General features: G+C 70.9%; 7 protein-coding genes. 3 read left to right on the top strand and 4 right to left on the bottom strand.

The features are described from left to right. Together NQV17_RS33935 and NQV17_RS33930 are read right to left on the bottom strand one after the other, a co-directional pair. Positions 1 to 407 (bottom strand): hypothetical protein (locus NQV17_RS33935; protein WP_257775615.1); only part of this gene is annotated, 407 nt, incomplete at its 3' end. 36 nt (positions 408 to 443) lie between these two features. After that, positions 444 to 1,289, bottom strand: a complete 846-nt coding sequence (locus NQV17_RS33930; RefSeq protein WP_124523007.1) for an aldo/keto reductase — start codon at positions 1,287 to 1,289, stop codon at positions 444 to 446. Positions 1,290 to 1,457: 168 nt separating this feature from the next. Here NQV17_RS33930 and NQV17_RS33925 point away from each other — a divergent pair, with 168 nt between their 5' ends. Next, positions 1,458 to 2,204 (top strand): GntR family transcriptional regulator, encoded by a 747-nt coding sequence (locus NQV17_RS33925; protein ID WP_044845577.1) that lies wholly within the window; start codon positions 1,458 to 1,460, stop codon positions 2,202 to 2,204. Between the two features lie 37 nt (positions 2,205 to 2,241). Here the strand turns inward: NQV17_RS33925 and NQV17_RS33920 are convergent, their stop codons facing one another. Beyond that, on the bottom strand, positions 2,242 to 3,633 hold the full coding sequence (locus tag NQV17_RS33920; RefSeq protein WP_257775614.1) for a CoA transferase: 1,392 nt from the start codon (positions 3,631 to 3,633) through the stop codon (positions 2,242 to 2,244). A 139-nt stretch (positions 3,634 to 3,772) separates the two neighbouring features. Here NQV17_RS33920 and NQV17_RS33915 point away from each other — a divergent pair, with 139 nt between their 5' ends. After that, positions 3,773 to 5,005 (top strand): citrate/2-methylcitrate synthase, encoded by a 1,233-nt coding sequence (locus NQV17_RS33915; protein ID WP_257775613.1) that lies wholly within the window; start codon positions 3,773 to 3,775, stop codon positions 5,003 to 5,005. Here NQV17_RS33915 and NQV17_RS33910 read toward each other — a convergent pair. Next, positions 4,978 to 5,301: a DUF2917 domain-containing protein gene (locus NQV17_RS33910; protein ID WP_257775612.1), complete on the bottom strand. Its 324-nt coding sequence runs from the start codon at positions 5,299 to 5,301 to the stop codon at positions 4,978 to 4,980. The genes NQV17_RS33915 and NQV17_RS33910 overlap by 28 nt on opposite strands. 191 nt (positions 5,302 to 5,492) lie before the next feature. Between NQV17_RS33910 and mdtD the strand changes: the two genes are divergently transcribed. Further along, a complete protein-coding gene (gene mdtD / locus NQV17_RS33905; RefSeq protein ID WP_257775611.1) occupies positions 5,493 to 6,932 on the top strand; it encodes a multidrug transporter subunit MdtD in 1,440 nt (479 codons plus the stop codon). Positions 6,933 to 7,030 lie beyond the last annotated feature (98 nt).

The raw sequence follows: 7,030 nt of genomic DNA, 5'->3' as shown, positions 1-7,030 counted from the left end.
GGGGCGGCGGCGGCGGTGGCGGTGGCGGTGGCGGCCGCGGTGGGGGCGGTTCTGGCGGCGGCGCCGGTGTTGGCGGAGGCCCCGGTGGCGGCGGGTCCGGCGGCGGCTCGGGCGGTGGTTCCGGCGGTGGTTCCGGCGGTGGTTCCGGCGGCGGCTCCGGTGGCGGCGGAGGCAACGGTGGCGGTGGCTCCGGCGGTGGCTCCGGCGGCGGCTCCGGCGGCGGCTCCGGCGGTGGCTCCGGCGGTGGCTCCGGCGGTGGCAGCCATGGTACCGGTGGTCACGGCAACGGCGGTGGCAACGGTAATGGCAACGGTAGCGGCGGCGCTGGCAACGGTGGCGCCAATGGCGTTGGCAATGGCAATGGAAGCGGCAGTGCCGGCGGCAACGGCGGATCGTCCAGTGGCCATGGCCACTGACCGACGCGTCGCCTGCCCCCGACGCGGTCAGAGCATTTCGAGCGCGCGCTTGCTGCGCGGCGGACGGAAGTACCCGTCGAGTTGCGCGCGCTCGTCATCGCTCAACACGAGATCGAGCGCGGCGCGATTGTCGCGCACGTGCTCGATCCGCGACGTCTTCGGAATCGCGAACACGCCCGGCTGCGCAAGCACCCAGGCGAGTGCGACGCGCGTGACCGACACACCGCGCTGTCGCGCGATTTCATCGAGCGGAGAACGCTTCGGCAGCCGTCCGTGATCGACCGGGCTGTAGGCCATCGCCGGCATCCGATGATCGGCGAGCCACGGCAGCAGGTCGAATTCCGGGCCGCGTCGCGCGATGTTGTAGAGAATCTGGTTGGTCGCGCACGCGCCGCCGCCCGCCTCGTCGACGAGCTCGGCCATGTCGGCCGTATCGAAGTTGCTGACGCCCCAGTGGCGGATCTTGCCCGCGCGTCGCAGCGCCTCGAACCCCTCGACCGTCTCCTCGAGCGGCACCGAACCACGCCAGTGCAGCAGGTACAGGTCGAGACGATCAGTACGCAGACGCTTGAGGCTCGCGTCGCACGCGGCGACGACGCCGCGCCGGCTCGCATGATGCGGATACACCTTGCTGACCAGGAACACGTCGTCGCGCAGGCCGGCGAGCGCCTCGCCGACGAGTGCCTCGGTCGCGCCGTCACCGTACATCTCGGCGGTATCGACCAGCGTCATTCCGAGATCGATCCCCTCGCGCAATGCGGCGATCTCGTCCGCCCGGCGCGCTGGCCGCTCGCCCATTTCCCAGGTGCCCAGGCCGAGTTTCGGAATCGTCTCGCCGTCCGGCAGGACGACCGTGGCGATCGTGTCTGTCATGTGCTCCTCGCTGCGGATTCGTGGCCGCGCGCCCGCGGCCGAAGCATCAAATACGACGCATCAGTGTAGTCAATCGGTGCGGCGTCCACCTGTTACACGGCAAAAACCGGCTATAACGGCACCGCATGATGACTTAGAATGGCCGGCACCCTGATCGATACCCATTCCATGAAGGCACCCACGGACGACCGCTGGCAGGACCTGCGCCCCGACCCCGACAACGACACGCCGCTCTACCTGCAGCTCGCCCGCAAGCTCGGCGACGCGATCCACGACAATCGCTGGGCGGCCGGCGAGGCGCTGCCGTCCGAACGCGTGCTGTCCGAAGCGCTCGGCGTGTCGCGCATTACCGCGCGCAAGGCGATCGCGCTGCTCGTCGAGCAGGGCCTGATCCGCCGCACGCAAGGCGCCGGCAACTTCATCCGGCCGCGCTACGAGGATCCGCTGTCGCGGCTGTCGAGCTTCAGCGAGATGCTCGAGCGCCGCGGCTTCAAGCCGAGTTCGCAATGGCTCGAGCGCGAAATCCAGCCGGCGAATCGCGACGAAGTGATCCAGCTCGGCCTGTCGCCGGCCGCCTCCGTTACACGGCTGAAACGCCTGCGCCTCGCCGACGGCATCGTGATGGCCGTCGAGAATTCGACGTTCCCCGCCACGCTGATTCCCGATCCGCAGGCAATCGGCGGTTCGCTGTACAGCTATCTCGAAGCGCGCGGCACGCCGATCGTGCGCGCACTGCAGCATTTCCGCGCGGTCAACGCGACCGACGAGATCGCGCAACAGATGGGCATCGCGCCGCACGACGCGCTGCTGCTGATCACGCGGATCGGTTATACGGCCGACCAGCGCGCGATCGAACTCACCGATACCTACTGCCGCAACGACTACTACGACTTCGTCGTCGAACTGCGCAAGTAACGCCGGCAATACTCACGGCGTACGGCGCCGCCGGCGCTCACAGCCAGCATGCTTCGTCCGTGCCGAGCGGCACGGGCGGCCGCGTGAAGCGCGGCGGTGTCGCCGGCAGGCGTTCGGCCGGACGCACGGCATCGATCGTGCCGAACGGCGACGCGCTCCGGTCGATCCGGTCGCGCACGTCGTCGAACGTGAAATCCGGCGCCCGCAGGCCGTCCGGCACCGTGCCGAACGATTGCAGCCAGCGCCCCGTCTGCGCGAGCGACAGCCGCACGTGCCAGCTCCCCCCTTGGGTCGCACGGCGCGCGAGCGCGATCATCGCGCCGAACGCCGCGAGATAACCCGTCGCATGATCGAGCGCCTGGCATGGCAGATGGCGCGGGCCGTCCGCGTGCGCGGCGTGCTGCTCGTGCCACGCGATACCGCTCGCCGACTGCACGAGACTGTCGAAGCCACGCCGCATCGACCACGGCCCCGCGTGCCCGTATGCGGACACCGACACGCAGACGATGCCGGGTCGCAGCTCCGCCAGCGCCTGCGGCGAAAACCCGCGCGCCGCGAGCGCGCCGGGGCGATAGGCCTGCAGGAATACGTCGGCGTCGCGTGCGAGCGCGCGCAACGTGGCGACGCCGCGCGCCTCGCGCAGGTCGATCCACGTCGAGCGCTTGCCGCGCCCGTTGTCGATCACGAGCGACGCGATGTTCGGCAGGTGCGGGCCGTTGACGAGCAGCGTCTGTGCGCCGTGCGATGCCAGCGTGCGGCCCGCGACCGGCCCCGCGATGATGCGCGTGAGATCGAGCACGCGCACGCCCGCGAGCGGCTGGTCGGGCGCGCCGCGGCCGATCGCCTCGACGGGCGCGTCACCGATCCGCTCGATCTCGAACAGCGGCAGCGACGCGAGCGCCCGTGCCTGGTCGTGCGCCGCCCATTCGTCAGGGGTTCTGATCAATGCCGCGCACAGGCCGGCCTCGGCGAGCGCGGTATCGAGTGCCGCGCCGTCCCACGTGCGGATCGCCGCGGCCACGTCATCGCGCTGCGGGCCGCTGCCGAGCACGTCGAGAATCCCGTGCAGGTGATGCGGAAAGTTCGCATGCAGCTGGATCCAGCGCCCGTCGCGCGTATCGTAGAAGCCCGTCACCGGATGGCGCGGCTCGGGCGGCAGGCCGTCGTCCACGTGCAGGTAGCGTTCGCTGCGAAACGCGACGAGCGCGTCGCGCATCGACACGTCGACGCGCTGCGCGACGCCCGTGCGCAGCCGGTGGCATTCGGCCGCCGCGAGCCCGGCTGCCGCGATCGTCGCCGCGGCGAGCGTGCCGACGTGGAATGCCGACGGCAGCGTCGGGTCCTGCCCCGCCACGGCCGCGCGGGCCAGTGCGCGCGGTTCGCCGTGCGCCAGTTGCCACAAGTGGGTCAATGCGAGTTCGGGGGTCATGGTGGAAGCGCGCCGTGGAGGAGACGCATTCGAGTCTAGAATTCGCGACAGGCGCGATCAATCTTGATTGCGCGAATCAATGCATAACGAATAGTTGTAGCCGGGCCGCGCTTCATGCGCCCCGACAGGAGCGATCGGCATGACGTCCCTCAGCGCGCCGGAAGCCGCCGGCATCCTCGGTGTCAGCGTGAGCACCCTTTACGCGTATGTGAGCCGCGGCCTGCTGCGCTCGCTGCCCGACGGCGCGAGCAAGCGCCGCCGCTACGACGCGGACGAGGTGCGCCTGCTCGCACGCCGCCGCGCCGACGCAAAACGCGCGGGCGGCGTCGCCGAACGCTCGCTCGACTGGGGCGTGCCCGTGCTCGAATCGCGGATCACGCAGATCGCCGACGGGCGCCTGCACTATCGCGGCGCCGATGCGATCGCGCTCGCGAACGACGCGACGCTAGAGGAAACGGCGGCCCGCCTGTGGGATTGTCCGCCCGCGCGGCTCGCTGCGGCAACGCTTGCGTCGACCGGTTTCGACACCGCGCAGTGGGAAGACTGGGCCCGCCGCTGGGCCCATCTCGCGCCGCTCGAGCGCACGCTGGTGCTGCTCCCCGCAGCGGCCGCCTCGCTGCCGCGCCTGTGGGCGCAGGGGCGCGACGCGCAGTTCGACGCGGCCGCGCTGCTGCTGCGCGTGACGACGGCCGCGCTCGCCGGCATCGCGCCGGGCGACGCGCCCGTGCATCGACAGCTCGCCGCCGCGTGGCGGATCCGGCGGCGCGACGAAGCCGACCTGCTGCGCCGCACACTCGTGCTGTGCGCCGATCATGAACTGAACCCGTCGACCTTTGCGGTGCGCTGCATCGCGTCGACCGGCACCCACCTGTTCGGTGCGATCGCGGGCGGGCTCGCGGCGCTGTCGGGCCCGCGCCACGGCGGCGAGACGTTCCGCGCGGGCGCCCTGCTCGACGAAGCCGCGCGGGCCGCCGACCTCGACCGCTACCTCGCGCTGCGCGTCGCACACGACGAACGCGCGGACGGCGCACGCACGGCGCTGTCCGGTTTCGCGCATCCGCTCTATCCCGACGGCGATCCGCGCGCACGCGCATTGCTCGACGCACTGCACGCGACGCTGCCCGCCCGGGCGCCGCTGCGCATGGCCCGCGCGCTCGCCGCGCGCGTCGAGGCGGCGACCGGCCTGCGGCCGTCGATCGATTTCGCGCTCGCGGTGCTGGAGCGCACGCTTGCGCTGCCCGACGGCGCCGCGTTCACGCTGTTCGCGGCCGGCCGCACCGCGGGCTGGATCGCGCACGCACTCGAGCAGTACGCTAGCGGCAAGCTCATCCGGCCCCGCGCGCGCTACGTCGGCAGCGACGCGGCCGCCTGAGCGCGGCCGCCGCGCGATGCGGCGAGCCGCCGCCATGCGCTCGGCGCAGCCTGCACGGCCGGCGCCGCCTGCGGGCCGAACGCGAACACCGCGCCGCCCGCCGCCGCGCTGATCCAAACGCGCATGCCGGGCAGCAGCGCGAGCGTCTCACCGGCATGCAACCAGTGATCGTCGGGCCGGCCCTCGATCGTCACCCACAGACCGCCGTCCGCGACCTGCAACGCGGTGCGATCGACAATCCGCCACCGCCCGGCCGGTTCGCTGCCGTCCATCTCGTAGAGTCGCAGTTCGCGCATGGCCGCCTCCGGGTCGCGTGGGTTCGATGACGCCAGTATTTCGGACAGTGGCAACACGCGGACAGATACGCCTGCAGACACTTTCGACTGAACTGAACCGGTCCGCCGCCGGACAGGCGTGCGGACCGATCCTGCGTGGCACGGCGGCTTTGCCTACAATGGCGGCTGTCTCGCGCCACCGGTCCGTCCCCATGTTCCAACGCCCGCCCGCCGCCGCTCCCGGCGAAAAGAACCTCACCATAATGCTCTGGCTCGTTGCGACGGGCTTCTTCATGCAGACGCTCGATGCGACGATCGTCAACACGGCGCTGCCGTCGATGGCAGTGAGTCTCGGCGAATCGCCGCTGCGGATGCAGTCGGTCGTGATCGCCTACTCGCTGACGATGGCCGTGATGATTCCCGTCTCGGGCTGGCTCGCGGACACGTTCGGCACGCGGCGCGTGTTCTTCAGCGCGATCCTGGTGTTCTCGCTCGGTTCACTGCTGTGCGCGAATGCGCATACGCTGTCGCAGCTCGTCGTGTTCCGCGTCGTGCAGGGGGTGGGCGGCGCGATGCTGCTGCCGGTCGGGCGGCTGGCCGTGCTGCGCACCTTCCCGGCCGAACGCTACCTGCCCGCGCTGTCGTTCGTCGCGGTTCCCGGGCTGATCGGCCCGCTGATCGGGCCGACGCTCGGTGGCTGGCTCGTGAAGATCGCGTCGTGGCACTGGATCTTCCTGATCAACGTGCCGGTGGGCGTCGCCGGCTGCGTCGCGACCTTCTACTCGATGCCCGACGCGCGCAACCCGGCCGTCGGCCGCTTCGACCTGAAGGGCTATCTGCTGCTGACGATCGGGATGGTCGCGATCTCGCTGTCGCTCGACGGGCTCGCCGATCTCGGGATGCAGCACGCGGCCGTGCTCGTGCTGCTGATCCTGAGCCTCGCGTGCTTCGTCGCGTACGGGCTGTACGCGGTGCGCGCGCCGCAGCCGATCTTCTCGCTCGAGCTGTTCAAGATCCATACGTTCAGCGTCGGCCTGCTCGGCAACCTGTTCGCGCGGATCGGCAGCGGCGCGATGCCGTACCTGATCCCGCTGCTGCTGCAGGTGAGCCTGGGCTATTCGGCATTCGAGGCCGGGCTGATGATGCTGCCGGTCGCGGCGGCCGGGATGTTCTCGAAACGGATCATCACGCGCCTGATCACGCAGCACGGCTACCGCAAGGTGCTGCTCGCGAACACGATCATGGTCGGGGTGATGATGGCGAGCTTCGCGCTGATGCGCGACACGGTGCCGGTGTGGGTGAAGGTCGTCCATCTCGCGCTGTTCGGCGGCTTCAACTCGATGCAGTTCACCGCGATGAACACGCTGACGCTGAAGGATCTCGGCACCGGCGGCGCGAGCAGCGGCAACAGCCTGTTCTCGCTCGTGCAGATGCTGTCGATGAGCCTCGGCGTCACGGTCGCGGGCGCGCTGCTGGCCACCTTCACCGGGATGCTGCGCACGGCGACGCCGAGCAACACGCTGCCCGCGTTCCATGCGACCTTCATCTGTGTCGGGATCATCACGGCCGCGTCCGCGTGGATCTTCGCGCAACTCGCGCCCGACATCCGCGGCGGCACGCAGCACAAGACCGATCCGTCCGAACGCGCGTGACGCACGGCGCGCGCCGCCGCAATCGCCACGGCGGCGCGCCGCGCACCATGTCGGTGCAGCACGGCTGCACCGCGCGCGCCCTGCCGGCCGCGACGGCC

Source organism: Burkholderia sp. SCN-KJ, from assembly GCF_024656005.1.
Lineage (GTDB): Bacteria > Pseudomonadota > Gammaproteobacteria > Burkholderiales > Burkholderiaceae > Burkholderia.
Note: the sequence above shows the minus strand (reverse complement) of the source record. Positions and strands in the feature narration are given on the sequence as shown.